Below are 26,255 nucleotides of genomic sequence, written 5' to 3'. Positions count from 1 at the left end.
ATATTCGAGGTGAAGAGATGATAACGAAATCAATTCCGAACATGTTTACTTTAGGTAACCTGTTTCTCGGAATGATCGCGATCATTATGGCAATAGATGGGAACTATAGCTTTGCTGCCATTATGGTCATTATCGCGATGTTGATGGATGGATTAGATGGTCGCGTGGCGCGCGCGTTAGGCGTTCAGAGCGAATTTGGCAAAGAACTTGACTCGTTGTCCGATGTCATATCATTTGGTGCAGCTCCTGCAATCATTGTTTATTCCGCTGCTTTTTATAATTTGAATCCTGCGATTGCCTTTGCGGTGACGGCTATTTTTCCGATGTGCGGTGCTTTGCGGCTGGCTCGTTTCAACGTGAAATCAGGAATTCCCGGCTATTTTACAGGCCTGCCAATTCCGGCTGCTGGCGGAGTGCTCGCAACATTATCTTTATTCTATAAGGATATAACGGAGCCCTATTTAGTCATTGCAACATTATTATTATCTTACTTAATGATTAGCACCGTGAAATATCCGAATTTCAAAAAAGTAGGCATACCGAAAAAAGCAAAATGGATCGCTCCTATTATTATTATAGCGGGTGTGATCGTCGCAGTGATGTTCACTCAACAAGTAGCAAAAACGATCTTTGTGGGCTTAGTTTTATACACGATATATGGAATGAGTCAGAACGTCAAGAAAATTGCAAAAGTACTTCGTCGTCATAAATCATCTGAAGAAGAAGTTTATCGCACTAAAAACTAAAAAATGCTTGTTGTTTAACAAGTCCATAATAAAAAATAAAAAGCATTTATTTCCCGGACCACCCGGAGAGATAAATGCTTTTTGTTATTTTTGCCGGTTATGACAAATTAAAAAGCCCTAAAGTAGAACATTTCTCGGATTCCTTTTGTAATACATCGTCTAAATTGATTCCAAGTTGACTGCATAAGGCGGAAATATAAAATAAGTTCCGTCCGAGTTCGGAACTAATGGCTTCTCTACAGTGCTCACATAATTGTCCATGTACATGATTCGTTGAATTTTCTTTAGCTTGCTGCAGGTTTGAGCCGAATTTTTGTTTCTTAGCATACAGTTGGATACAACCGCACTCCGTAATAGACTTGGTGACAGCTCGATTTACTGAGGAACTGCTCTGACCATTTTTAGACATGACATCAAGCAAGCTGCGGTGACGGAGTAACAGTTCGGAAACTTGTTCTTGAAAAGACTGCAAACTTGGTGCGCTCATTTTCCCAATCCACCTCATCATTCATAAGAGTTGAGTTCATTATAGTCCACCCGATTACCAATTTTCAACAAAAAAACAAATTTAGAAATGGAGAAATTGATTTGTGTTCCGCGTCAAATTCCTCGAAAAAAGTTTGGTGTTTCGCGATTATGTCTGGCAAAAATGGTTCATACTGGATATTGAAGATATGCATTTAATAGGATTATCTTTTAGGAGGTGAAGGACTTATGATAAAGAGAGTCATTACAGCATTTGCTGGATTGTGCGGTGCTTGGGCGGGATTTGCTTCGTTTTACTCCATAGATTACAGGTCGCAGTTTATACAGCGATTCTTCGGAGGGATGGGGCAAACAGCAGCAAGTCTTATATTTGCAGCCATTGGCGCAATATTGTTTTTAGTTATATGTTCGATCGTTGCAGATTCGATTTCTTCGAAGCTTCATTACGTCATTCATATGTTGTCACGTATTCCGATGAATGAGATGGCTCCAGGTTTAACCGGCCTCGTTGCAGGACTTCTGCTCTCGCTTCTTGTGTACCCAGCCCTTTCTTGGACAGGACAAGCTCGTGAACTCGTTCAGCTCGGGTTCGCTTTAGTGTTCGGATATGTAGGACTGCGGGTTGGGTTAGAGAAGAAGGAGGAATTAGCTTCTCTCTGGACGACGGGAAAATGGGGGCATGCCATTTCTCCAGAGCGCAAGCTTGAGGAACACAAAATATTGGACACGAGCGTCATCATTGACGGACGTATTGCCGATATATGCAAAACTGGGTTTATTGAAGGGACTATTGTTATCCCTGAGTTTGTACTCGAAGAGCTGCAGCATATTGCGGATTCATCTGATCTGCTCAAAAGGAACCGCGGGCGTAGAGGTCTTGATATTTTAAATAAAATTCAAAAAGAGCTCGACGTGAAGGTCCTGATCTATGAAGGCGACTTTGAAGAAATTTCAGAAGTAGACAGCAAGCTTGTGAAGCTAGCGAAAGTGCTTCAGGGTAAAGTTGTAACTAATGATTATAATTTAAACAAAGTGTGTGAACTGCAAGGTGTGTCTGTGCTTAACATTAATGACCTTGCGAATGCCGTTAAACCGGTCGTGCTCCCTGGTGAGGAGATCATGGTGCAAGTGATTAAGGATGGTAAAGAGCATGGACAAGGCGTCGCCTATTTAGACGATGGAACGATGATTGTCGTCGAAGGCGGGCGGGAGTTTATAGGAACAACGATGGAAGTACTTGTGACGAGCGTTCTGCAGACCTCTGCTGGTCGTATGATCTTTGCCAAACCAAAATTGTTGGAAAAAGCCCAGTAAAAACGGTATGATGTAGTTATACGAATGGCGATCATCGGCGAAGATTTTACAGATTAAGCAGGGAGAGAACGTATGAACAGCGGAGTAGGTGTGGTTGTCGTCGCAGCTGGCAAAGGCTCTCGAATGGGGACGAAGGAGAGCAAGCAATATTTGCAGCTGCAGGGCAAGCCAATTATTATCCATACATTAGAGGTATTTGACAAAATAGATGTTGTCGATGAGATTGTACTTGTTACTGGTGCACAGGACTTTGAACGTTGTCAGACGTGGGTTAACAGCTACGGTCTTCGCAAAGTAACGAAGATTGTTGCTGGGGGCAGTGAACGTCAGCATTCTGTTTACAAAGGACTGCAAGAAATTCGCTCCTCATGGGTACTTGTGCATGACGGTGTTCGTCCGTTTGTAACGGAGGAGCAGGTTGTTGCCTGTTATGAAACGGCTAGGCAGCACGGAGCATCTGTTCTGGCTGTTCCCGTTAAGGATACGATCAAACAAGTGAACGAAGCGGGTGTAATTACAGCAACGCCAGACCGCCATAGCTTGTGGGCTATTCAGACCCCACAGGCTTTTCGTCTTTCCGACCTTATGCGTGCTCATCAAGAAGCGCAAAGGGAAGGATTTGTCGGAACTGATGATTCTATGCTCGTTGAGCGGCTAGGCATGACCGTAGCGGTATGTGAAGGAAGCTACAGTAATATCAAAATTACGACGATTGAAGATTTGGATTATGCAGAGTTTTTGGAGAAGCTAAAGGGAGAGAAAAGATGATGATTCGTGTTGGACAAGGTTTTGATGTGCATCAGCTGGTCGAAGGCAGGCCGTGCATTATTGGGGGTGTGCAAATACCGTTTGAGAAAGGGCTGCTAGGACACTCGGATGCAGATGTATTGCTGCATGCTGTAACCGATGCAATTTTAGGAGCGCTTGGCTTGGGAGACATCGGCAAACACTTTCCAGATAACGATCCTGCGTTTAAGGATGCGGATAGTTTGAAGCTTTTAGAGCATGTGTGGGGTCTAGCGAAGGAGAAGGGATATCGCCTTGGTAACGTAGATGCAACAATTATTGCTCAGAAGCCGAAGATGGCGCCTTATATCCCACAAATGGTTGACATTATCGCTAAAGCGCTTGACGCTGAGACAGAGCAAGTTAACGTGAAAGCAACAACTACGGAGCAGCTTGGTTTTACTGGCCGAGGCGAAGGGATCGCGGCTCAGTCTATTGTATGCCTTGTCCAAGGTATGCTATCATCTTGAGAGAAACTGAAGCAGAAAAGAGGGATTATAATGACCAGTCAAGTTCGAGTGCGTTATGCACCGAGTCCGACGGGACATTTACATATTGGTAATGCCAGAACGGCATTGTTCAACTACTTGTATGCAAGAAGTCAAGGTGGTAAATTCATTATTCGTATTGAGGATACCGACTTGAAGCGAAATGTTGAGGGCGGAGAAGAGAATCAATTAACTTACCTGAAATGGCTCGGCATGGACTGGGATGAAGGTGTAGATATTGGAGGAGAATACGCTCCTTATCGTCAGACAGAACGTCTGGATATTTATCGTAAATATTGGCAGGAGCTCATTGATAAAGGTCTGGCCTACCGTTGTTATTGTACGGAAGAAGAGCTTGAACAGGAGCGCGAGGAGCAAATTGCTCGCGGAGAAACACCTCGCTATTCCGGCAAGCATCGTAATTTAACCGAAGAAGAGATTAAAGCGTACGAAGCTGAAGGCCGTGTACCAAGCATTCGCTTCCGTGTGCCTGAAGGCAAGACGTATACGTTTAATGATATGGTTAAAGGAACGATTTCCTTTACTACAGAAGATATGGGCGATTTCGTTATTGTGAAGCGGGATGGTATCCCGACTTACAACTTCGCTGTGGTTATAGACGACTATTTAATGAAAATTACTCACGTGCTTCGCGGAGAAGACCATGTATCGAATACGCCGCGCCAGCTTATGATCTATGAAGCACTCGGCTGGGAGCCTCCAATCTTTGGTCACATGACACTCATTGTGAACGAGAATCATAAGAAGCTTAGTAAACGTGATGAATCTATTATTCAATTTATTGAACAATATGATCAGCTCGGTTACTTGCCAGAAGCGTTGTTCAACTTTATTTCTCTGTTAGGTTGGTCTCCAGAAGGAGAAGAAGAGATCTTTACGAGAGAACAGCTCATTTCGATCTTTAATGCGAACCGCTTGTCTAAGAGCCCAGCGGTGTTTGATACGGCGAAGCTTGCGCATATTAACAATTATTACATCAAGCATGCTGATCCAGACCGTATCGCAGATTTGGCCATTCCGCATCTTCAAAAAGCAGGCAAACTTCCGGAATCTCTATCTGCCCAGCAGAGAGAATGGGCGAAGACGCTTGTGGCTCTGTATCAAGAGCAAATGACAGCTGCGTCGGATATTGTCGAGTTGTCGGAAATGTTCTTCAGAGACGATCTGGTGTTAGAAGAAGAAGGAGCGAACGTGCTTGCTGAGGAGCAAGTGCCGACAGTGCTGCAAGCTTTCTTAACGAAAGTCGAGCAAACGGATGAATTTACGAGCAGCAACATGGCTGTATTAATTAAAGAAGTGCAAAAAGAAACAGGCTATAAAGGCAAACAGCTGTTTATGCCGATTCGTGTTGCTCTTACAGGACAAACACATGGCCGTGATTTGAATCAGACGATTTACTTGCTTGGACGAGATAAAGTGATCAGCCGTCTTAAAGCGCGGCTCAGCGGTAAATAATTGATATTTTACATGTAAAACATTTCTTGTCAGTTCTATACCTTTTCGATATAATTACTACCAAACATCTGAATATCGAATAGCTAAGATCAGGAGAAGTACGTTGAAACGTGTATTTTCCAGAGAGGATAACCATGAGTAGCTGACTGTATATGCAGCATAGTGCTCTCGGCTGAAAGTTATCTAAATACAGACAACGGAAATGCGCCTGGGAGCTGCATTGTCGAAAATGTCAACATATTAGACAATGTCGTGTCGTCCCCGTTAAGGACGTCTATAAGTGGGGTGTCTCGGAGAAGTTGCTTAGTTAGTGCCTGCCTTCTGACCGAGTACCCAAGCAGAGTGGAACCGCGATTTCATACGTCTCTGCAGCGTTTGCTGCAGGGGCGTTTTTTGTTAGAAATGGCAAGTAAGAAACGAAGAGGTGAAACAAGGTATGTTTGAAAATATAAAATCAGATATACAGGCAGTATTCGATAATGACCCGGCTGCGAGAAGCGTGTTCGAGGTTGTGTTCACCTATTCAGGCTTGCACGCCATTTGGGCACACCGGATTGCACATCGTTTTTATAAGCGCCGTTGGTTTACTGTTGCCCGCATCATTTCTCAAGTGAGCCGTTTCATGACGGGTATTGAAATTCATCCTGGTGCGCAAATTGGAAAGAGACTGTTTATTGACCACGGGATGGGAGTTGTCATTGGCGAAACTTGCGAAATTGGGGATGATGTGGTTATCTATCAAGGAGTGACACTAGGCGGAACCGGTAAGGAAAAGGGCAAACGTCATCCAACGATTGGCAACAACGTCGTATTAGCTTCAGGAGCGAAAGTCCTCGGATCTTTTAAAGTTGGGGATCACAGCAACATCGGCTCTAATTCTGTTGTGCTGAGAGAAGTGCCTTCGAACAGTACGGTTGTCGGCATTCCAGGAAGAATTGTGAAACAAGACGGCAAAAGAGTGGATCGTCTCAGCCACCAGCTGCCTGACCCGATTGTCGATTCCATGCGTCTTCTTCAGCGAGAAGTTGAAGAGCTCCGTGCTGAGGTTCAGCGTTTGAAAAGCGAGAAAGAGAAAGAGACGACTTCACCTTCTCTGCCTCAAAGGAATACATTGTAACCACTTAAGCTGAAAGGAAAAGTGAACATGGCATTACAAATTTACAATACATTGACTCGTTCCAAAGAGATTTTTGTATCTCAAGAACCGGGAAAAGTAAAAATGTATGTGTGCGGACCGACAGTATACGATTACATTCATATTGGTAATGCGCGTCCGATGATCGTCTTCGACGTCGTACGAAGTTATATCGAAAGTTTGGGGTATGACGTGAACTATGTCGTTAACTTTACGGATGTGGACGATAAGCTCATCCGAAAAGCGGAGCAGATGGACACAACTGTACCTCAAGTTGCGGATACTTTCATCGAGGCATACTACGAAGACTTGGAAGGGCTCGGCATTCCGCGTGCAACGATGAACCCAAGAGTTACAGAAAATATTGACGTCATTATCGAGTTTATTAAAGAGTTGGTTGATAAGGGATTCGCTTATGAGAAAGGCGGAGACGTCTACTACCGAACTCATAAATTTCCCGATTACGGCAAATTGTCGCATCAGAATATCGATGAGTTGCAGTTCGGTATTCGGATCGAGGTGGATGAGCGCAAGGAACATCCTGAAGACTTTGTGCTGTGGAAAGCGGCTAAGCCTGGAGAAATTCACTGGAACAGCCCTTGGGGAGAAGGACGCCCTGGTTGGCACATTGAATGCTCCGCAATGGCACGCAAGTATTTAGGGGATACACTCGACATCCACGGCGGGGGACAAGATTTGCAGTTCCCGCATCATGAGTGCGAAGTGGCTCAATCAGAAGCGCTGACCGGAAAACCGCTTGCGAAATATTGGATGCATAACGGATATATCCGTATTAATAATGAGAAAATGTCGAAATCATTAGGTAACGGGATCTTGGTTAAAGATTTACGCAAAAATTATAAACGCGAAGCGATTCGTTATTTTATGCTGTCGACTCATTATCGCAATCCGCTAAACTTCAGTGACGATACGATGATGCAAGCGGAGAAAAGTGTTGAGCGCATTGCCAACGGGGTGGCTCGGCTGAATCACAGACTCGAAATCGCAGATGCATCTCGCGAGGTAAGTGCCGAGCTCTCTCAAAAAATCGAGGCGATAGCCTCTCTGTTTGATGAGAAAATGCAAGACGACTTTAATACGCCGGATGCGATCACAGCGATGTTCGAGTGGGTGAATACAACGAACCAATGGCTGCAGCAAGATGTCGTAGGTCGTGCTGATCTCGAAGCGCTCAAACAATTGTTTGTAAAAATGAACAACGTGCTTCGTCTATACGAAGAAGGCGAACCAGATTTGCTCGATGAAGAAATAGAACGCTTAATTGAAGAGCGGACGGAAGCGCGCAAAGCGAAAAACTGGGCTCGTGCTGATGAGATTCGCGATCTGTTGGCAGCTCAAAACATCTTGCTTGAGGATACGCCTCAAGGCATGAGATGGCGGCGTAAATGATGGACGATTCGAAGCAAGTAAACCTTAGCAGCGCACATGAACATCTGGACAATGGCGGTAATCACGAGCAGTCATATGATGGGGAAGGCAGTGAATGGTTTCATTACGAACCATCAAAGCCCCCTCATTTACTTCCGCCTATTGTGCTTGCTTATATCGGGGATGCCATTTATGAGGTCGCCATTCGTCAATATTTAATTTCGAAGAGCAATTTAAGACCAAATCATCTGCACCGCACAGCAACTCGTTATGTTTCGGCTAAAGCGCAGGCAGCTATCCTTGCGCACATCGAACCCCTTCTTACTGAAGAGGAGCGGGAAGTTGTGCGCCAAGGACGCAATGCGAAATCAGGCAGCATACCGAAGAATGCCAATGTAATCGACTATCGTCTTGCAACCGCATTCGAATGTTTAGTCGGTTTCCTATATTACAAGAAACAATCGGGACGGCTTCAATATTTGCTTCACCAAGGAATTGAATCTGTAGAACAGTCCGAAAACAACACATGATAAGCGCGGAAAGCGATGCGGATATAGGAGGAAGGAACAAATCATGCAGGATGAATATATCGCGGGTAAGCATTCTTTGCTCGAAGCTATACGATCTGGGAGAACAATAAATAAAATTTGGATTGCTGAAAATGCATCTAAACATTTAACTCAGCCCATTGTAGCCGAGGCTAAGAAACATGGGGTTGTTATTCAATATGTGGATAAAAGAAAACTCGATCAAATGGTCCCTGACATGCAGCATCAAGGCGTTGCGGCACAAGTTGCTCCATTTGCCTATGCGGAAGTTGAAGATATATTAGCTGCCGCACAGCAAAAGGGAGAGGATCCATTTCTTATTGTGCTTGATGAAATTGAGGACCCTCATAATTTAGGATCTATTCTAAGAACGGCCGACTGTACAGGAGCGCATGGAGTCATTATTCCTAAACGTCGCTCCGCTCAGGTGACGGCTACCGTTTCCAAGACGTCTGCGGGAGCTGTCGAATATGTACCTGTGGCAAGAGTGACAAATCTAGCTTCGACCATTGACCAGCTGAAAGAAGCGGGTGTATGGGTTGTGGGCACCGACGTTCGTGCGAGTGAAGAAATCTATGATAATAGCGTGCTTTCAGGTCCGGTCGCAATTGTTATTGGCAACGAGAATACAGGAATGGGTCGGCTTGTTCGTGAAAAATGTGACGTTCTAGTAAAACTGCCGATGGCTGGGCACATCAATTCACTCAATGCATCGGTGGCAGCGGGAGTCGTCATGTACGAGGTTTTACGTCGTCGCCAAGCTAAAGGGTAGAGCTTATGCCCGATTTCCGAGATTTGCTTCTGGTTGATGGCTATAACATGATTGGATCGTGGCCTGATCTTGTAGAGTTAGCGAAGACGAACATGCAGGACGCCAGAGACAGATTGCTTGAGAGGCTTGCTGATTATCAGGCTTTTTCAGGGCGGAAAGTGATCGTTGTATTCGATGCTTACCTTGTCCCGGGCCTTGGCAAATCATTTACTCAAGGCAAAGTTCAAGTATATTTCACCAAAGAAAAAGAGACAGCAGATGAGGCGATCGAACGGTTAGTTAACGAAATGAGTCATCGGCGCAGGCAGATTTATGTTGCGACGAGCGACATGGTAGAGCAGCACGTTATCTTTGGACAAGGTGCTTTACGTGTATCTGCACGTGAACTGTTAATTGAATTAGAGCAGAGCGAGCAAGAGGTTAAAACGCAAATTGCTCAGGATAATGCGAAGTCTGCTCGAAATACGGTGGACAGCAAACTCAGCCCTGATGTAAGGAAGGTTTTTGAACGCTGGCGGAGAGAGTAACGAGAATCGGTACTATGATCAAGACAGTAACCTTTACCAAGTATTCATGCCATTTGGCTTTTTTGGCATATCATGGTTGACGTTGAAAGGTTACATAATATATACTTGTGCTATATTTCATAGAGTGACGGGATACCGTGTGTTGCGGCCGGAGGGATTGTGGTGAGTGTCGACCTCAAGCAAGTAGTTGTGTCTGATTACGATTATAGTACTGATGAAGACATTGTTGGATTAGTCCACGAAGGCGACAGTGAAGCGCTAGAGTACTTAATCAATAAGTATCGCAATTTTGTGCGCGCAAAAGCCAGATCCTATTTCTTAATTGGCGCCGATCGCGAAGACATCATCCAAGAGGGGATGATTGGGTTATACAAAGCGATTCGCGATTTTAAAGGGGACAAGCTGGCGTCGTTCAAAATATTTGCAGAACTATGCATCACCCGCCAAATTATTACTGCTATCAAAACAGCAACGAGACAAAAGCACATTCCTCTGAATTCTTACGTGTCGTTGGACAAGCCTATTTACGATGAAGATTCAGACCGCACCTTGCTTGATGTGATATGCGGCTCACAGGTCTGCGATCCTGAAGAGCTAATTATTAATCAGGAAGAGTTTGACGGTTTAGAAGTAAAGATGTCCGAAATATTAAGCGATTTAGAACGAAAAGTTTTAATGCTATATTTAGACGGCCGATCTTATCAAGAAATAGCCGTAGACTTAGATCGTCACGTGAAATCGATTGATAATGCGCTTCAGCGCGTGAAACGCAAACTTGAGAAATATTTGGAAGTACGAGATATTTAAGTGAGAGTGAATACGAGGAAGAAAGGCTCGCATAGAGTCTTTTTTTTCTCGAAACATATTAATAGGTTTAGCTTTGATCATATCGACCTATACTTGAAAATGAATGCAAGCAGCGTTCGGAGAAATAGCCAAAAAAAGCATGATTCACCTTACTGGCTGCGGGAGTGAAAACCAGCATTGTTTTCATTGACATGGTCATACCCTTATGATAAAGTGTTTTAGGTAGGCCTAAATTCGCGGTTTTTTAGGATCAATATAGAGACTTCTGATTAGAAGGATGTCTTCGGGAGGTGCACATCATGCGGGTAATTATTACGTTGGCTTGTACTAACTGCAAACAAAGAAATTACACAACGACTAAAAACAAGCGCAATCACCCCGACCGCATGGAGATGAAGAAATTTTGCAAGTTTTGTAACGAGCAGACTTCTCATCGCGAAACCAGATAGTTTTTTGGAGGTGTAGTCGTGGGCGTGAAAAACAGTTTCAAGTCTTTGTTTTCCTATTTCTCTGAAAGCTGGGCTGAACTTAAAAAAGTTCGCTGGCCTAATCGTAAGGAACTGACAAACTATACATTGATCGTCCTTGGTACGATTGCGTTTGTTACAATTTACTTTTGGGTTCTTGACATCGGTATTTCCGCTGTGATTGAAGCGATTATTTAAGAAGGGTCCCAGGTGGCTTGATATGGAAAAAAGATGGTATGTCGTTCATACCTATTCTGGGTATGAGAATAAAGTCAAAGCCAATTTGGAAAAACGTGTAGAATCCATGGGCATGGAGGACAAGATATTCCGTGTTCTTGTTCCGATGGAAGAAGAAGTGGTGAACAAAGACGGCAAGAAAAAGACCGTTATGCGTAAAGTTTACCCAGGATATGTCTTGGTTGAAATGATCCAGACCGATGATTCTTGGTATGTTGTTCGCAATACGCCAGGGGTTACGGGTTTTGTTGGTTCGACAGGTTCCGGTTCCAAACCGACGCCTTTGCTGCCAGAAGAAGTGGAACAAATTCTGAAGCATATGGGTGTAGATGAGCCGAAACCGAAGATTGAATTCGACATTAAGGAATCTGTACGCATTAAAGTTGGTCCGTTTGCGAATTTTGTTGGAACAGTCGAAGAGATTTTGACCGACAAGAGCAAACTGAAAGTTCACGTTAACATGTTTGGGCGAGAAACCCCGCTAGAGTTAGACTACACTCAAGTGGAGAAGCTATAAAGTAAACTTCAGGTTTCTTGTGGGAGGGATATTAAATCCCGTCTACCACTACTAGTGCAAGGAGGTGTTTTACATGGCGAAAAAAGTTATCAAAGTTGTAAAACTGCAAATTCCTGCAGGGAAAGCGAATCCGGCTCCTCCAGTAGGTCCAGCGTTGGGTCAAGCGGGTGTCAACATCATGGCATTCTGTAAAGAATTTAACGCTCGTACTGCGGATCAAGCTGGTTTGATCATTCCGGTTGAAATTTCAGTGTTTGAAGATCGTTCTTTTACTTTCATCACTAAAACTCCACCGGCTGCAGTTCTACTTCGTGTAGCTGCAAAAATTGAAAAAGGTTCAGGCGAACCTAACAAGAAAAAAGTGGCGACTGTTAAACGCGATACAGTTCGTCAAATCGCTGAGCAAAAAATGCCAGACTTGAACGCTGCATCCGTTGAGGCTGCTATGCGTATGGTTGAAGGCACTGCTCGCAGCATGGGTATCACAATCCAAGACTAATTGTATTGGGATGTGATGAATGTTCCCTTGGGAACGTTACAAGTGGGAGGAATATCCGTCCGCTAATACCACGAAGGAGGAAAATGATATGGCTAAACACGGTAAAAAATACCTGGAAGCTGCTAAGCTGATTGACAGCGAAGCAACTTATGAGCCTTTGGAAGCCGTTGAATTGGTGAAAAAGGCAGCTACTGCGAAATTCGACGAGTCTGTTGAAGTAGCAGTACGTTTGGGTGTTGACCCTCGTAAACAAGATCAAGCTGTACGCGGTGTTGTTGTCTTGCCTCATGGTACAGGTAAAACAAAACGCGTTTTAGTATTTGCAAAAGGTGACAAAGCGAAAGAAGCGGAAGCAGCCGGCGCTGATTATGTTGGAGATCAAGATATGATCAACAAAATCCAACAAGGCTGGTTTGATTTCGATGTCTGCGTTGCGACACCAGATATGATGAGTGAAGTTGGTAAATTGGGCCGCCTTCTCGGTGGTAAAGGCCTAATGCCTAACCCTAAAGCTGGTACGGTTACATTCGATGTTGCTAAAGCTGTTCAAGAAATTAAAGCTGGTAAAATCGAATACCGTCTAGATAAAGCAGGTCAAATTCACGCTCCAATTGGTAAAGTATCTTTCACTGCTGAACAATTGAATGAGAACCTTAAAGCTCTTCTTGATGCACTTAACCGTGCTAAACCAGCAGCTGCAAAAGGTGTATACCTTAAAAACATCGCTGTATCTTCGACGATGGGGCCAAGTGTTCGCGTGAGCACAGCAAACTACAGATAATATTGACAAGTTAATTGTTTAGTGTTATATTGTATGAGTTGTGTCCGAGATGGAACATGACCGTTAAATGTGAATATTGCTTACCGTAGACAGTAGGTGCCAATATGGCTTAATTTCCTACCGAGGTGTTATGATAGAACGTCTGCATTATGTTAAACGAGTTTTAGCAAATGTATGAGTGATCAGGCCTTCGTTATTCTACGGAGGCCTTTTCTATTGCTCGTGTAGGAGAGTGGCAGTAGAAATGCTGCTGCTTAGAAATCTATTAGGAGGTGTACAGTTTGGCTAACGCAAAAGTGATTCAATCTAAACAAGAAGCCGTTGAAGTGGTTACAGCGAAATTGCGCGAAAGTGCTACTACCGTTGTAGCAGACTACCGCGGTTTGAACGTAGCACAAGTTACGGAACTTCGTAAACAGCTTCGTGAAGCTGGTGTAGAATTCCAAGTGCTCAAAAACACAATTCTTCGCCGTGCGACTGCTGCTGCAGAATTGACTGAACTGGATGAAGTGTTAACTGGTCCAACTGCGATCGCATTCAGTGCAGAAGATGCTGTGGCGCCAGCCAAAATCTTGAGCGACTTCGCTAAGAAGAACGACGCTTTGAAAATTAAAGGTGGCGTTGTTGAAGGACGCGTAGTTGACACTGCTCAAATTAAAGCACTTGCGGATCTTCCTTCCCGCGAAGGTCTCCTTTCTATGCTTCTCAGCGTATTGCAAGCTCCAGTTCGCAACTTCGCGCTTGCAGTTAAAGCTGTTGCAGAGAAAGAAGAAGCTACTGCTTAATTTAGTAATGTACCAAGCGGTTTGAAAATAAAAAACTATTATAAATGGAGGTTCAATCAATGAGTAAAGAACAAATCTTAGAAGCAATTAAAGGTATGACTGTACTTGAACTTAACGATCTTGTAAAAGCAATTGAAGAAGAATTCGGCGTAACCGCTGCAGCTCCAGTAGCTGTTGTTGCAGGTGGCGCTGGTGTGGCTGAAGCTGCAGAACAAACTGAATTTGACGTAATTTTGACTAACGCTGGTGCTTCCAAAATCAACGTTATCAAAGTTGTTCGCGAAATCACTGGCCTTGGCTTGAAAGAAGCTAAAGACCTAGTTGACAACGCTCCAAAACCACTGAAAGAAAAAGTGGGCAAAGAAGAAGCAGATTCCATCAAAGCTAAATTGGAAGAAGCAGGCGCAACTGTAGAAGTTAAGTAATTTCTTTGTTATTAACAGCAAGCCCCTTGAATTCGTTCAAGGGGTTTGTTTTGTAAATAGGGAAGTGTAGAACAGGAAAATGAGGGAATTCTGACTAATGAGATTCAGAGTTCGACGATTTGGAGGTTGGGCATGCCTGATCATTATTACTCCAGTCAGCCAGTAGTTAAGCATGATCGCAAGATACTGGAAGCGAAGTTAAGAGGGAAGACATTCCGATTTATTAGCGATGCAGGTGTCTTTTCTAAAAGTGGCATCGATTTCGGAAGTCGTGTCCTTATTGAAGCAATGGATATTCCGAAAGATGCTTCCGTGCTGGATGTTGGGTGCGGCTATGGCCCAATTGGACTTACGGCGGCGACGCTCGCTACTGAAGGACACGTTACGATGATTGATGTAAATGCTAGGGCAGTGGATCTAGCTAAGGAGAATGCTAGGCTCAACAATCTTACGAATGTAACCGTTGTGGAGAGCGATCTATTTATTGCTGTAGAAGGTCAAGTGTTTGATGTGATCCTGACAAATCCGCCAATACGTGCTGGGAAAGAAACGGTTCATTCTATTTTCGAGCAAGCGTACGCACATTTGAAGAGTGGAGGGGCACTGTGGATTGTTATACAGAAGAAACAAGGAGCGCCTTCTGCGAAAGCGAAATTAGAAAGTTTGTTTCCAAAGGTTGAAGAAGTGACGAAGGACAAAGGATACCGCATCTACAAAGCTCAAAAATTATAGTACAATTTTGTAGAATAGATGTTGACTTGAAAAATTGTCTATGGTATTATTGTAAAATGTCAGTATTAGGATGGGTTCTGTGTCTTTAGTTTACTGAAATGTCAAGTGTTTTTTCGGAGATGCTGCATAATGCGTGCGACATTTACGTATAATATGTACATTTTGGGCAAATCTACTGAATATGAAAGCATCCTAACACACAGGGAAAGTAACACACATAAATGATGCTCTTTTTTCGAAAGCATTCGATAAGGGCTTTTCTTTATTTGTGCTAAGAATCTTTGTTGTATTCTTTAATTATGTTCGCAATCATTATAAAGGATATAAACATGGATTCGCAATGAATTTTTAAGTGAGTAGACATGAGGGGTGAGTTAAAGTTGGCAGGACATCTTGTTCAGTATGGTCGACGCACTCGGCGAAGCTATGCGCGAATCAATGAAGTACTCGAAATTCCGAACCTGATTGAAATCCAACGAAATTCCTACGAGTGGTTTTTGGAGGAAGGATTGCGGGAGATGTTCCAGGACATTTCGCCAATTCAAGATTTCACAGGGAATTTGGTGTTGGAATTTATCGATTACAGCCTCGGTGAACCGAAGTATACCGTTGATGACGCGAAAGAACGTGACGTAACGTATTCGGCACCATTAAGGGTTAAGGTTAGACTTATCAACAAAGAAACCGGTGAGGTCAAAGAACAGGAAGTATTTATGGGAGATTTCCCATTGATGACAGAAACCGGTACATTCGTGATCAATGGTGCAGAACGGGTTATTGTCAGCCAGTTAGTTCGCTCTCCAAGCGTCTATTTCAACACGAAAGTGGATAAGAACGGCAAGAAAACATACAGTGCTACGGTCATCCCGAATCGTGGGGCTTGGCTGGAGCTTGAGACGGATGCGAAAGATATCATTTATGTTCGTATCGACCGTACTCGTAAAATTCCGGTAACTGTTTTGCTGCGGGCTCTTGGTTTTGGTACAGATGCTGAAATTCTGGACCTGCTTGGCAATGATGAATATATTCGTAATACGCTTGATAAAGACAACACAGATTCTACGGAAAAAGCGCTCATCGAAATTTATGAACGTCTTCGTCCAGGTGAACCGCCTACACTTGATAACGCGAAAAGTTTGCTCGTAGCACGCTTCTTCGATCCAAAACGTTATGATTTGGCGAATGTAGGTCGTTATAAAATTAACAAAAAGCTGCACATTAAAAATCGCTTGTTCAATCAACGTTTGGCTGAAACGCTTATTGACACAGCTACTGGAGAAATCATTGCAGAAGCTGGTCAAATGGTTGATCGCCGTTTGCTCGATGAGATTTTGCCGCGTTTGGAAGAGAGTGTAGGCTTCAAAACATACCATACAAGTAATGGGGTTCTGGATGCTGTTGATATTCCGCTTCAAACAATCGATGTGTTCTCTCCAATCGAAGACGGTAAAGTGATTAAAGTGATCGCTAATGGTAATATCGACAAATCGGTTAAACATATTACACCGGCTGATATTATTTCTTCGATTAGTTATTTTATAAACCTGCTTCATGGCATTGGAAGCACGGATGATATCGATCATCTGGGTAACCGTCGTTTACGGTGTGTGGGTGAACTTTTGCAGAACCAATTCCGTATCGGTCTTTCTCGTATGGAACGTGTTGTTCGTGAAAGAATGTCGATCCAAGACGCAAATGTTATTACACCTCAGGCATTGATCAACATCCGTCCAGTTATTGCGTCGATCAAAGAGTTTTTCGGCAGCTCCCAGTTGTCTCAATTTATGGACCAAACGAACCCTCTTGCAGAACTTACACATAAACGTCGTCTGTCTGCACTAGGACCTGGTGGTTTGACTCGTGACCGTGCGGGCTTTGAAGTACGCGACGTCCATCACTCTCACTATGGCCGTATGTGTCCAATTGAAACGCCGGAAGGTCCGAACATCGGCTTGATCAACTCCTTGTCTACATTTGCCCGTATTAATGAATACGGCTTTATTGAAGCGCCTTATCGTTGGGTAGATCCTAAGACAGGAAAAGTTACGGATAAAATTTCGTATTTGACAGCTGACGAGGAAGATAACTACGTTATCGCCCAAGCGAATGCTGAACTGAATGAAGACGGAACATTTAAAGACGATATGGTTATCGTTCGTTACAATAAACAATCTGATAACATCTTAACGATGCCTACAGATCGCGTTGACTATATGGACGTATCGCCTAAACAAGTGGTTTCCGTCGCAACGGCGCTTATTCCGTTCTTGGAAAATGACGACTCTAACCGTGCTCTCATGGGTTCGAACATGCAGCGTCAAGCAGTGCCGCTCCTCGTTCCTAAAGCTCCGCTTGTAGGTACGGGAATGGAACATAAAGCCGCTAAAGATTCCGGCGTATGTATCGTTTCTAAATATGACGGAATTATCGAACGTTCCGCTGCGAATGAGATTTGGCTCCGCCGAATCGAAGTCGTTGACGGCAAGGAAGTAAAAGGTGACCTTGTTAAATATAAATTACACAAATTTATGCGTTCTAACCAAGGAACATGCATTAACCAACGTCCAATTGTGAAACGCGGAGATATCGTTAAAAAAGGTGATATCTTAGCGGATGGACCATCCACAGAGATGGGTGAATTGGCTCTTGGCCGCAACGTTGTGGTAGCTTTCATGACTTGGGAAGGTTACAACTACGAGGATGCGATCTTGCTCAGCCAAAAATTGGTTAAAGAAGATGTCTACACTTCCATTCACATTGAAGAATATGAATCGGAAGCGCGCGATACGAAGCTTGGACCTGAAGAAATTACTCGCGATATTCCTAACGTTGGCGAAGAAGCTCTTCGTAACTTGGATGAACGAGGAATTATCCGTGTAGGTGCGGAAATTGCAGCTGGCGATATTCTTGTTGGTAAAGTAACACCTAAAGGGGTTACTGAGCTGACTGCGGAAGAACGTCTCCTTCATGCAATCTTCGGTGAGAAAGCACGTGAAGTGCGTGATACTTCGCTTCGTGTACCTCACGGTACCGACGGTATTGTTGTGGATGTTAAAGTATTTACTCGTGAGAACGGTGATGAATTGCCGCCAGGAGTAAACCAACTCGTTCGTGTCTACATCGCTCAAAAACGTAAAATTTCTGAGGGTGATAAGATGGCGGGACGTCACGGTAACAAAGGTGTCGTTGCTCGGATCTTGCCTGAAGAAGATATGCCATTCCTGCCAGATGGTACACCAGTAGAAGTTGTCCTTAACCCACTCGGGGTTCCTTCCCGTATGAATATTGGGCAAGTACTTGAAGTGCATCTTGGTATGGCGGCTAAACGTCTAGGTATTCATGTCGCTACACCGGTATTCGATGGTGCGAATGAATACGATGTATTTGATACGATGGAAGAAGCAGGCATGCAGCGTAACGGTAAAACGGTACTGTACGATGGTCGTACAGGGGAACGTTTTGAACGTGAAGTTACCGTTGGTGTCATGCACATGATCAAATTGGCGCACATGGTTGACGATAAGATCCATGCTCGTTCTACAGGTCCTTACTCTCTCGTTACTCAACAGCCTCTGGGTGGTAAAGCTCAGTTCGGTGGTCAACGTTTCGGGGAGATGGAAGTATGGGCACTCGAAGCATATGGCGCTGCTTATACTCTTCAAGAAATCTTGACAGTCAAATCCGATGACGTGGTTGGTCGTGTGAAAACATACGAATCGATCGTCAAAGGTGAGAATGTACCAGAGCCTGGAGTTCCAGAATCATTCAAAGTATTGATCAAAGAGCTTCAAAGTTTAGGTATGGACGTTAAGATCTTGAGTGAGAATGAAGAAGAGATCGAAATGAAAGAAATCGATGATGAAGATGACGCTGCAGGAGACAGATTAAGTCTTAACTTAGAAGGTTCAGAAGTCGGCGTAGAATAATGTAACTTGTGATTCTTGGGCGCATTTAGTTCGGTTTGTACGGGCTATAATGCGCTTAGGAGTCTACTAAAATTCAGGACTTGGTTAAGGAGGGATGCTCCTTGATGGACGTCAACAACTTCGAATTTATGAAAATTGGGTTAGCTTCCCCAGAAAAAATTCGTTCTTGGTCCCGCGGAGAAGTAAAGAAACCGGAAACGATTAACTATCGTACGTTAAAGCCGGAAAAAGAAGGGCTGTTCTGCGAGAAAATATTTGGTCCTACTAAAGACTGGGAATGCCATTGCGGTAAATACAAACGTGTTCGTTATAAAGGCGTAGTGTGCGATCGATGCGGCGTTGAAGTAACTCGCGCGAAAGTACGTCGTGAACGTATGGGTCACATCGAGCTTGCAGCTCCTGTATCCCACATCTGGTATTTCAAAGGTATTCCAAGCCGTATGGGTTTGGCACTTGATATGTCCCCAAGATCCCTTGAAGAGATCATTTATTTTGCATCTTATGTGGTAACTGATCCAGGGGAAACACCGCTTGAGAAAAAGCAACTATTGTCCGAAAAAGAATACCGCAGCTATCGTGAAAAATACGGCTACGGATTCCAAGCGGGTATGGGTGCTGAAGCGGTTAAAAAACTGTTGCAAGACTTAGACGTGGAAAAAGAGCTTGAATTTTTGAAAGAAGAGCTTCGCACGGCTCAAGGCCAACGCCGTAACCGTGCCATCAAACGTCTAGAAGTCATTGAAGCATTCCGTAACTCTGGCAACAAACCAGAATGGATGGTACTTGATGTACTTCCGGTTATTCCTCCGGAACTTCGCCCAATGGTACAATTGGATGGCGGACGTTTTGCGACTTCCGACTTGAATGATTTGTACCGCCGTGTTATTAACCGTAACAATCGTTTGAAACGTCTGCTTGATTTGGGTGCGCCTGATATTATCGTACAGAACGAGAAACGAATGCTCCAAGAAGCTGTTGATGCGCTCATCGATAACGGTCGCCGTGGTCGTCCAGTGACTGGACCAGGTAACCGTCCGTTGAAATCACTCAGCCATATGCTTAAAGGTAAACAAGGTCGTTTCCGTCAGAACTTGCTCGGTAAACGGGTTGACTACTCTGGTCGTTCCGTTATCGTCGTAGGTCCTTACCTCAAAATGTACCAATGTGGATTGCCTAAAGAAATGGCGCTTGAACTTTTCAAACCTTTCGTTATGAAAGAACTCGTTAACAAAGGGCTTGCTCACAATATTAAGAGTGCCAAACGTAAGGTAGAACGTGTAAGCGCAGAAGTATGGGATGTACTTGAAGAAGTAATCAAAGAACATCCAGTACTGCTTAACCGTGCCCCTACGCTTCACCGTCTTGGTATTCAGGCGTTTGAACCGATCCTTGTTGAAGGACGTGCAATTCGTCTGCATCCACTCGTATGTACAGCGTACAACGCCGATTTTGACGGTGACCAAATGGCCGTTCACGTTCCATTGTCAGCTGAGGCGCAAGCGGAAGCTCGTCTTCTCATGTTGGCATCGGGTAACATCTTGAACCCTAAAGACGGTAAACCAGTTGTTACACCTTCTCAGGATATGGTTCTTGGCTCTTTCTATCTCACTATGGATAACAAAGATGCTCAAGGTTCAGGCATGATCTTCAGAACTGTGAACGAAGCGGTTTCCGCTTATCAACGCGGTACAGCTTCACTTCATGCACGTGTCGCGATTCCTGCTAAGGCTCTTGGCAAAACTGGATTTACAGAAAAACAACAAAATGCATTATTAGTAACTACTGTTGGTAAAATCATATTCAACGAGATTTTCCCTAGCAGCTTCCCTTACATTAATGAAGCGACTCGTAACAACTTGTTCGAAGGAACACCTGACAAATACTTCATTTATGAAAAAGGTGCAAATGTTCGCGAAATTATTGACAGCTTGCCAATAGCTGGAGCTGTGGGTAAGGAATATTTGGGTCAAATTATTGCTCGTTGCTTTGAAATCTACCATACAACTAAAACTTCGGTTATTCTGGATAAAATCAAAGAACTCGGATTCACATACTCGACTCGTGCGGGTGTTACCGTTGCGGTATCCGATGTTATTGTTCCAGAAGAGAAAAAAGCGATTCTTCAAGAATCTGATGAGAAAGTACGCGTCGTAACAAATCAATATCGCCGCGGACTTATCACGAATGAAGAACGTTATGACCGCGTTATTGATATTTGGTCTAAAGCGAAAGATCAAATTACAGATGTCCTCATGAAATCGATGGATCGTTACAACTCCATTATGTTGATGGTGGACTCTAAAGCGCGCGGTAATAAATCGCAGATTACTCAGCTCGGCGGTATGCGCGGTCTGATGGCGAACCCATCGGGTCGTATCATCGAGCTCCCAATTAAATCGAACTTCCGTGAAGGTCTGACCGTCCTCGAGTACTTCCTGTCTACACACGGTGCTCGTAAAGGTTTGGCGGATACAGCGCTTCGTACAGCTGACTCTGGTTACTTGACTCGTCGTCTCGTTGACGTTGCACAAGATGTGATCGTCCGCGAAGAAGATTGTCATACCGATAAAGGCTTTATGGTTAGCAAAATTCAAGACGGTAAAGAAGTTATCGAGGATCTGTACGATCGTATTGAAGGACGTTACTCCTTCGAGACGGTTCGTCATCCGGAAACAGGAGAAATTATCGTTCATCGCAATGAACTGATTGACTCCGATAAAGCTAATGAAATCGTGAAAGCTGGCGTAGAGAAATTGCAAATTCGCTCTGTGCTTAGCTGCCGCGCTCGTCATGGCGTATGTAAAATGTGTTACGGTCGCAACCTTGCTACTGGTAAACACGTTGAAATTGGTGAAGCAGTTGGTATTATCGCCGCTCAATCCATCGGTGAACCAGGAACGCAGCTTACAATGCGTACGTTCCATACTGGTGGTGTTGCGGGTGATGACATCACTCAAGGTTTGCCTCGTATTCAAGAGCTCTTCGAAGCTCGGAATCCGAAAGGTCAAGCAACAATTTCCGAGATCGATGGCGTCGTGAAAGAAATTCGCGAAGCGAAAGATCGCCGTGAGATTGAAGTTCAAGGTGAAGCTGAATCCAAAGTATACTCCGTATCCTACGGATCACGTATTCGTGTGTCTGAAGGTCAAGAAGTAGAAGCTGGGGATGAGCTTACAGATGGTTCGATCGACCCTAAAGAAATGCTTCGCATCAAAGGCATTCGCGGTGTTCAAAACTACATCTTGCAAGAGGTTCAACGTGTATACCGTAACCAAGGTGTAGAAATCAACGACAAACACGTTGAAGTTATGATCAAACAAATGCTTCGTAAGATCCGTATTGTGGAATCTGGCGATACAGCTCTGCTTCCAGGATCATATGTGGATATGTTTGAATATGAAGCTGCGAACAAAGAAGCTATTCTGTCTGGTAAAGAGCCGGCTGTTGCTAAACCTGTTCTTCTCGGTATTACGAAAGCTTCCTTGGAAACTGATTCCTTCTTGTCTGCGGCATCCTTCCAAGAAACAACGCGTGTTCTTACAGATGCGGCGATTAAAGGTAAAGTTGACCAATTGCTAGGTCTTAAAGAAAATGTAATTATCGGTAAATTGATTCCTGCCGGTACAGGCATGAATCGTTATCGTAACATACAATTCGTAAATCCAGATTCAGATGGATTGGCTGAAGAGCAACTGGAGCCCGTTTCTGTAGAATAAAATAGTTTGCGAGCACCGACCTGAATTTTTAAAAAGGCGCAGTATCGGTGCTCCAAATCATTTTAACGAGCTCGACAATTATCTTGACATCGCAATTTGGAAATGCTAATATAGCAAAGGCGCGTGAGTAAAAGACAGTTCCCTGTACTTTTGGAGGAATCGCAAGATGTCTAATGATAAAGGCTTACAGGATGCTCATGTAAAGATCGGTACTAAGCAGACGATGAAAGTCGTTGAGCTTGGACTAGCTGAAGAAGTATATGTTGCACAAGATGCAGATCCAAGATTAATATCGAAGATCGTTGCACTGTGTAATAAGCACGCTGTAAAAGTGACTTATGTAGATACGATGAGGAATCTCGGTAAAGCGTGCGGCATAGAGGTTGGAGCTGCAATGGCTGCGATCCTAAAAAAATAGTAATCGGAATGTTTTTGTTAAAGACTGTGTGAAGTCTTTTGGCAAAAACTTTTCATTTGTTCTTTTATGAACCGCCTGGGTCTGTGGACTTAAAGTTTGGTTTATGAAGACAGTTGAAACTTTAGGAAGGGGGTGGCAACAACATGCCAACAATTAACCAATTAGTTCGTAAAGGACGTCAAGCTAAAATTGTAAAGTCTAAATCCCCTGCGTTGCAAAAAGGATTTAACGCTTTGAAACGTGAGGAAACTAACCTAAGTGCTCCTCAAAAACGCGGTGTCTGCACTCGTGTAGGTACTATGACTCCGAAAAAACCGAACTCAGCGCTTCGTAAATATGCCCGTGTTCGTTTGACGAACCGCATTGAGGTGACTGCATACATTCCAGGTATCGGTCACAACTTGCAAGAGCACAGTGTTGTATTGGTCCGCGGCGGTCGTGTAAAAGACCTTCCAGGGGTACGTTACCATATCGTTCGCGGTGCTTTGGATACAGCAGGTGTGAACAACCGTATGCAAGCACGTTCTAAATACGGTACTAAACGTCCTAAAGCGAAAAGCTAATTCGCAATAAAATGAAAATGTTTGAACTGATGAGAAAGGGGGATAAACATGCCACGCAAAGGCCCTGTTGCAAAAAGAGACGTTTTGCCGGATCCGGTGTATAACAGCAAGTTGGTTACTCGTTTGATTAACCGCATCATGATCGACGGTAAACGTGGTGTTGCTCAAACTATTCTTTACAACGCGTTCAAATTGGTTCAAGAACGTACAGGTAAAGATCCAATGGAAGTATTTGAAGCAGCAATCAAAAACATTATGCCAGTTCTTGAGGTTAAAGCTCGCCGTGTAGGTGGTGCTAACTATCAAGTGCCTGTTGAAGTTAAACCAGAGAGACGTACTACTTTGGGATTACGTTGGCTCGTTAACTACTCCCGCACACGCGGTGAGAAAACAATGGAAGAACGTTTGGCAGCTGAAATTATTGATGCTTCCAACAACACTGGTGCTTCCGTTAAGAAACGTGAGGACACTCACAAGATGGCTGAAGCGAACAAAGCGTTTGCTCACTATCGTTGGTAAGATATTGACTAATTTAAACTTTGATTTTGAAGGGAGACTATTTCATGGCAAGAGAGTTCTCCTTGAAAGATACACGTAATATCGGGATCATGGCGCATATTGATGCTGGTAAGACGACTACCACTGAACGGATCTTGTTCTACACAGGCCGTACGCACAAAATCGGGGAAGTTCACGAAGGTGCTGCGACAATGGACTGGATGGAACAAGAGCAAGAGCGCGGGATTACAATTACATCCGCTGCGACTACCGCTCAATGGAAAGGTCACCGCATCAATATCATTGATACCCCAGGGCACGTTGACTTCACTGTTGAAGTTGAACGTTCCCTTCGTGTATTGGATGGGGCAGTAGGTGTATTCAGTGCGAAAGAAGGCGTAGAGCCTCAGTCTGAAACTGTTTGGAGACAGGCTGACCGTTACGGCGTTCCTCGTATTGCATATGTTAACAAAATGGACATCATCGGCGCTGATTTCTTAGGAGTCGTTCAATCGATGCGTGACCGTTTGCAAGCAAACGCAGTAGCGATTCAACTGCCAATCGGTGCAGAAAACGACTTTGTGGGTATTATCGACTTGGTCGAACAAGTTGCTTACATCTACAAAGACGATCTCGGTAAAGATATCGAGAAGACAGAAATTCCTGCAGAATACTTAGACCAAGTCGAAGAACTTCGTGCGGAATTGATCGAGAAGGTAGCAGAACTAGACGAAGAATTAACGATGAAATACCTTGAAGGTGAAGAAATCACTGTACCAGAGCTTAAAGCAGCTCTTCGTAAAGGTGTTGTTGAAGTTAAAATCTTCCCTGTAATCTGCGGTTCTTCTTATCGTAACAAAGGTGTTCAGCTGATGTTGGATGCTGTTGTTGATTACTTGCCTTCTCCAGTGGATGTTCCATCGATCAAGGGTCACCTTGAAGATGGAAGCGAAGTAATTCGTCACTCTTCCGATGAAGAGCCATTCGCTGCATTGGCATTTAAAATCATGACTGACCCGTTTGTTGGTAAATTGACATTCTTCCGCGTATACTCCGGTATTTTGCAATCCGGTTCTTATGTGCTGAATGCTACTAAAGGCAAACGTGAACGTATCGGTCGTATTCTTCAAATGCACGCTAACAGCCGCCAAGAAATTACCGAAGTTTACTCCGGTGATATTGCAGCTGCAGTAGGCTTGAAAGATACAAGTACAGGTGATACTCTTTGTGATGAGAAACATCCGGTTATTTTGGAATCCATGAACTTCCCTGAACCGGTAATCCACATCGCAGTAGAACCAAAAACGAAAGCCGACCAAGATAAAATGGGTGTTGCCCTCAGTAAATTGACAGAAGAAGACCCTACACTTCGTGCTCATACAGATGAAGAAACAGGTCAAACAATTCTGTCTGGTATGGGTGAGCTTCACCTTGATATTATCATTGACCGTATGCGTCGTGAATTCAAAGTGGAGACGAATGTAGGTAAACCTCAGGTTGCTTACCGCGAAACATTCCGTACGCCAGCGCGTGTGGAAGGTAAATTCGTGCGTCAATCCGGTGGTCGTGGTCAATATGGTCACGTATGGGTTGAATTCGAACCGCTTGAACCAGGTAGCGGCAACCAATTCGACAGCAAAATTGTCGGTGGTGCTGTACCTAAAGAATACATTGCACCTGCACAAGCTGGTATTGAAGAAGCAATGCAAAACGGTGTTCTTGCAGGCTTCCCGGTTGTAGACGTTAAAGCTACAATTGTTGATGGATCCTACCATGATGTCGACTCCAGTGAAATGGCGTTTAAAATCGCCGGTTCAATGGCGCTCAAAGCAGCGAAGGATAAATGTAATCCTGTATTGCTTGAGCCAATCATGAAAGTTGAAGTCACTGTACCAGAAGAGTACATGGGTGATGTTATGGGTATGCTGAACTCTCGTCGTGGCCGTATCGAAGGTATGGACTCCCGTGCTGGAGCTCAAATCATTCGTGCAAAAGTGCCTCTCGCTGAGATGTTCGGTTACTCAACAACTCTTCGTTCCGGTACACAAGGACGCGGCGTGTTCTCCATGGAGCTTTCTCACTACGAAGAAGTTCCTAAAAACATCGCTGAAGAAATTATTGCCAAGAGCAAAGGCGGAGAGTAATCTCTAGGTTTACTGCTGATCGGAGTATTAGAGCGAAATGCTTTAATTACTCCGTACAGTCAACATATTTAAT

The 26,255-nt window shown here is 44.0% G+C and carries 26 protein-coding genes and 1 other annotated feature; of the genes, 25 read left to right on the top strand and 1 reads right to left on the bottom strand.

Going from position 1 to position 26,255, the window contains the following annotated elements; genetic code table 11:
* Positions 1–17: 17 nt before the first annotated feature.
* Positions 18–746 (top strand): CDP-diacylglycerol--serine O-phosphatidyltransferase, encoded by a 729-nt coding sequence (pssA, locus tag J2Z20_RS16315; protein WP_209852857.1) that lies wholly within the window; start codon positions 18–20, stop codon positions 744–746.
* Positions 747–843: 97 nt separating this feature from the next.
* Here pssA and J2Z20_RS16310 read toward each other — a convergent pair whose 3' ends face one another.
* Positions 844–1,233: a nucleoside triphosphate pyrophosphohydrolase family protein gene (locus J2Z20_RS16310; protein ID WP_209852855.1), complete on the bottom strand. Its 390-nt coding sequence runs from the start codon at positions 1,231–1,233 to the stop codon at positions 844–846.
* A gap of 227 nt (positions 1,234–1,460) precedes the next feature.
* Between J2Z20_RS16310 and J2Z20_RS16305 the strand changes: the two genes are divergently transcribed.
* The 24 genes from J2Z20_RS16305 (at position 1,461) to fusA (ending at position 26,182) form a co-directional block, all read left to right on the top strand.
* Positions 1,461–2,546: a PIN/TRAM domain-containing protein gene (locus J2Z20_RS16305; protein WP_209852853.1), complete on the top strand. Its 1,086-nt coding sequence runs from the start codon at positions 1,461–1,463 to the stop codon at positions 2,544–2,546.
* Between the two features lie 72 nt (positions 2,547–2,618).
* Positions 2,619–3,314 (top strand): 2-C-methyl-D-erythritol 4-phosphate cytidylyltransferase, encoded by a 696-nt coding sequence (gene ispD, locus J2Z20_RS16300; RefSeq protein ID WP_209852851.1) that lies wholly within the window; start codon positions 2,619–2,621, stop codon positions 3,312–3,314.
* Positions 3,314–3,802 carry a 2-C-methyl-D-erythritol 2,4-cyclodiphosphate synthase gene (ispF, locus tag J2Z20_RS16295; RefSeq protein ID WP_209852894.1) on the top strand — a complete coding sequence of 163 codons (489 nt, stop codon included), beginning with the start codon at positions 3,314–3,316 and terminating at the stop codon, positions 3,800–3,802. Before ispD ends, ispF begins: the two co-directional genes overlap by 1 nt.
* 30 nt (positions 3,803–3,832) lie before the next feature.
* A complete protein-coding gene (gene gltX, locus J2Z20_RS16290; protein ID WP_209852849.1) occupies positions 3,833–5,296 on the top strand; it encodes a glutamate--tRNA ligase in 1,464 nt (487 codons plus the stop codon).
* A 436-nt stretch (positions 5,297–5,732) separates the two neighbouring features.
* Positions 5,733–6,413 carry a serine O-acetyltransferase gene (gene cysE, locus J2Z20_RS16285; RefSeq protein ID WP_209852847.1) on the top strand — a complete coding sequence of 227 codons (681 nt, stop codon included), beginning with the start codon at positions 5,733–5,735 and terminating at the stop codon, positions 6,411–6,413.
* A gap of 27 nt (positions 6,414–6,440) precedes the next feature.
* Positions 6,441–7,841, top strand: coding sequence for a cysteine--tRNA ligase (gene cysS / locus J2Z20_RS16280; protein ID WP_209852845.1), 1,401 nt, complete (start codon positions 6,441–6,443; stop codon positions 7,839–7,841).
* Positions 7,841–8,350 (top strand): Mini-ribonuclease 3, encoded by a 510-nt coding sequence (locus J2Z20_RS16275; RefSeq protein ID WP_209852843.1) that lies wholly within the window; start codon positions 7,841–7,843, stop codon positions 8,348–8,350. Before cysS ends, J2Z20_RS16275 begins: the two co-directional genes overlap by 1 nt.
* 43 nt (positions 8,351–8,393) lie before the next feature.
* A complete protein-coding gene (gene rlmB, locus J2Z20_RS16270) occupies positions 8,394–9,140 on the top strand; it encodes a 23S rRNA (guanosine(2251)-2'-O)-methyltransferase RlmB (RefSeq protein ID WP_209852841.1) in 747 nt (248 codons plus the stop codon).
* 5 nt (positions 9,141–9,145) lie between these two features.
* Positions 9,146–9,667, top strand: a complete 522-nt coding sequence (locus tag J2Z20_RS16265; RefSeq protein WP_209852839.1) for an NYN domain-containing protein — start codon at positions 9,146–9,148, stop codon at positions 9,665–9,667.
* A gap of 162 nt (positions 9,668–9,829) precedes the next feature.
* Positions 9,830–10,474: an RNA polymerase sporulation sigma factor SigH gene (gene sigH / locus J2Z20_RS16260; RefSeq protein WP_209852838.1), complete on the top strand. Its 645-nt coding sequence runs from the start codon at positions 9,830–9,832 to the stop codon at positions 10,472–10,474.
* A gap of 299 nt (positions 10,475–10,773) precedes the next feature.
* Positions 10,774–10,923 carry a 50S ribosomal protein L33 gene (gene rpmG, locus J2Z20_RS16255; RefSeq protein ID WP_072735843.1) on the top strand — a complete coding sequence of 50 codons (150 nt, stop codon included), beginning with the start codon at positions 10,774–10,776 and terminating at the stop codon, positions 10,921–10,923.
* Between the two features lie 24 nt (positions 10,924–10,947).
* Positions 10,948–11,139, top strand: coding sequence for a preprotein translocase subunit SecE (secE, locus tag J2Z20_RS16250; protein WP_209852892.1), 192 nt, complete (start codon positions 10,948–10,950; stop codon positions 11,137–11,139).
* Between the two features lie 22 nt (positions 11,140–11,161).
* A complete protein-coding gene (nusG, locus tag J2Z20_RS16245) occupies positions 11,162–11,695 on the top strand; it encodes a transcription termination/antitermination protein NusG (protein ID WP_209852835.1) in 534 nt (177 codons plus the stop codon).
* A 73-nt stretch (positions 11,696–11,768) separates the two neighbouring features.
* A complete protein-coding gene (rplK, locus tag J2Z20_RS16240) occupies positions 11,769–12,194 on the top strand; it encodes a 50S ribosomal protein L11 (RefSeq protein ID WP_016310704.1) in 426 nt (141 codons plus the stop codon).
* Between the two features lie 88 nt (positions 12,195–12,282).
* Positions 12,283–12,975: a 50S ribosomal protein L1 gene (gene rplA, locus J2Z20_RS16235; RefSeq protein WP_209852833.1), complete on the top strand. Its 693-nt coding sequence runs from the start codon at positions 12,283–12,285 to the stop codon at positions 12,973–12,975.
* 65 nt (positions 12,976–13,040) lie between these two features.
* Positions 13,041–13,198 (top strand) — a sequence feature (ribosomal protein L10 leader region).
* A gap of 58 nt (positions 13,199–13,256) precedes the next feature.
* Entirely contained in the window at positions 13,257–13,760 is a 504-nt protein-coding gene (gene rplJ / locus J2Z20_RS16230) for a 50S ribosomal protein L10 (protein ID WP_209852830.1), read from the top strand.
* A 59-nt stretch (positions 13,761–13,819) separates the two neighbouring features.
* Positions 13,820–14,185, top strand: a complete 366-nt coding sequence (gene rplL / locus J2Z20_RS16225; protein ID WP_209852827.1) for a 50S ribosomal protein L7/L12 — start codon at positions 13,820–13,822, stop codon at positions 14,183–14,185.
* Positions 14,186–14,317: 132 nt separating this feature from the next.
* Positions 14,318–14,917 (top strand): class I SAM-dependent methyltransferase, encoded by a 600-nt coding sequence (locus J2Z20_RS16220; protein ID WP_209852815.1) that lies wholly within the window; start codon positions 14,318–14,320, stop codon positions 14,915–14,917.
* A 380-nt stretch (positions 14,918–15,297) separates the two neighbouring features.
* Complete coding sequence (rpoB, locus tag J2Z20_RS16215; protein ID WP_209852813.1) at positions 15,298–18,843, top strand: DNA-directed RNA polymerase subunit beta; 3,546 nt, start codon at positions 15,298–15,300, stop codon at positions 18,841–18,843.
* A 101-nt stretch (positions 18,844–18,944) separates the two neighbouring features.
* Positions 18,945–22,559, top strand: coding sequence for a DNA-directed RNA polymerase subunit beta' (rpoC, locus tag J2Z20_RS16210; protein ID WP_280921781.1), 3,615 nt, complete (start codon positions 18,945–18,947; stop codon positions 22,557–22,559).
* A gap of 166 nt (positions 22,560–22,725) precedes the next feature.
* Positions 22,726–22,977 carry a ribosomal L7Ae/L30e/S12e/Gadd45 family protein gene (locus J2Z20_RS16205; protein ID WP_209852809.1) on the top strand — a complete coding sequence of 84 codons (252 nt, stop codon included), beginning with the start codon at positions 22,726–22,728 and terminating at the stop codon, positions 22,975–22,977.
* 143 nt (positions 22,978–23,120) lie between these two features.
* Positions 23,121–23,540, top strand: a complete 420-nt coding sequence (rpsL, locus tag J2Z20_RS16200; protein WP_209852807.1) for a 30S ribosomal protein S12 — start codon at positions 23,121–23,123, stop codon at positions 23,538–23,540.
* A 48-nt stretch (positions 23,541–23,588) separates the two neighbouring features.
* Positions 23,589–24,059 carry a 30S ribosomal protein S7 gene (gene rpsG / locus J2Z20_RS16195; RefSeq protein ID WP_209852803.1) on the top strand — a complete coding sequence of 157 codons (471 nt, stop codon included), beginning with the start codon at positions 23,589–23,591 and terminating at the stop codon, positions 24,057–24,059.
* A 44-nt stretch (positions 24,060–24,103) separates the two neighbouring features.
* Complete coding sequence (gene fusA, locus J2Z20_RS16190) at positions 24,104–26,182, top strand: elongation factor G (protein WP_209852800.1); 2,079 nt, start codon at positions 24,104–24,106, stop codon at positions 26,180–26,182.
* Positions 26,183–26,255 lie beyond the last annotated feature (73 nt).

This window comes from Paenibacillus sediminis (assembly GCF_017873765.1).
In the GTDB taxonomy this organism is placed as follows: domain Bacteria; phylum Bacillota; class Bacilli; order Paenibacillales; family Paenibacillaceae; genus Paenibacillus_AG; species Paenibacillus_AG sediminis.
Note: the sequence above shows the minus strand (reverse complement) of the source record. Positions and strands in the feature narration are given on the sequence as shown.